Source organism: Priestia sp. P5_B4, from assembly GCF_056400385.1.
The window spans coordinates 1-1,526 of record NZ_JBFULJ010000908.1 but is presented as its reverse complement, the minus strand read 5'-3'; the positions used below and the strand labels follow the sequence as shown (position 1 = coordinate 1,526).

The 1,526-nt window shown below is 44.8% G+C and carries 1 protein-coding gene; it reads left to right on the top strand.

Going from position 1 to position 1,526, the window contains the following annotated elements; all coding sequences use genetic code 11:
* Positions 1 to 67: 67 nt before the first annotated feature.
* Positions 68 to 1,492: an L-arabinose isomerase gene (gene araA / locus AC1DRF_RS27365; protein WP_477742232.1), complete on the top strand. Its 1,425-nt coding sequence runs from the start codon at positions 68 to 70 to the stop codon at positions 1,490 to 1,492.
* Positions 1,493 to 1,526 lie beyond the last annotated feature (34 nt).

Sequence of the window (1,526 nt, the reverse complement as noted above, 5' to 3'; positions counted from 1 at the left end):
AACACGGACAAAACGCGTATTACGGGCAAGGACAATAAAAGACTTACATACAGAAAAGGGGATTATCATGTTAAAAACAGCTCAAAAAGAATTTTGGTTTATTGTTGGTTCACAGCATCTTTACGGAAAAGAAGCGCTAGCAGAAGTAAAAGCACACGCGCAAACGATGACTGATGCTTTAAATGAAAGCGGTGTCTTGCCTTATTCGATTGTTCTGCAAGATTTAGCTGTGAATGCTGACACGATTACAAAGATGATGAAAGAAGTGAATTACCGAGATGAAGTTGCCGGCGTAATTACGTGGATGCATACGTTCTCGCCTGCAAAAATGTGGATTCGCGGTACCAAACTACTGCAAAAACCGCTGCTTCATTTAGCAACACAATTTAACGAAAGCATTCCTTGGGAAACGATTGATATGGACTTTATGAACTTGAATCAGTCCGCTCACGGTGATCGTGAATACGGCTTTATCAACGCTCGTTTGAACAAGMAAAATAAAATCGTAGTAGGCTACTGGGAGCGCCCCGAAGTACAGCAGCAAATTGCACAGTGGATGGACGTAGCCGCTGCTTATAACGAAAGCTTCAACATTAAAGTTGCGCGTTTCGGTGACAATATGCGCAACGTCGGCGTAACGGAAGGAGACAAAATTGAAGCGCAAATTCAATTTGGCTGGACGGTTGACTACTTCGGAATCGGTGACCTTGTTCAATATGTCAATGCCGTTACGGAAGAAGAAATCAATGATTTATTTGCTGAATATGCAGACGCGTATGAATTTGTCTACGGTGATTATTCTGCAGAAGACTGGGAGTCTAGTGTAAAAGTACAGGCAAGCTATGAAATTGCGATTAAACGTTTTCTAGATGAAGGCGGCTACAGCGCCTTTACCACTAACTTTGAAGATCTATACGGTATGAAACAGCTTCCAGGTCTAGCCGTACAGCGCTTGATGGCACAGGGCTACGGCTTTGCTGGTGAAGGAGACTGGAAAACAGCGGCGCTTGATCGCTTGCTTAAAGTGATGAGCCATAATCAGTCAACGGGCTTTATGGAAGACTACACGTATGAATTGGCTCCCGGACGTGAGTCAGTGCTTCAATCACACATGCTTGAAGTAGACCCAACGCTAGCGGTAAACRAACCAAAACTAATCGTTTCTCCCTTGGGTATCGGTAACCGCGAAGATCCGGCCCGCTTAGTGTTTGACGGTAAACAAGGAGAAGGCGTAGTGGTTTCCATGGCTGACTTCGGCACGCATTACAAGCTGTTAATTAACGAAGTATCGGCATTTGAGCCGGAAGTTCCAGCTCCACATCTTCCAGTAGCGCGCGTGCTTTGGAACATTAAGCCGAACTTCCAAGACGGCGTTAAAGCGTGGATTGAAAACGGAGGAGGCCATCATACGGTTCTTTCATTAAATTTAACGACCGATCAAATCGTGAGCTATGCAAAGCTTGTGGATCTAGAGTACGTCATTATTAAGTAAGCATCACTACTTCCGAGGGAGCGCTGCTTCCTTG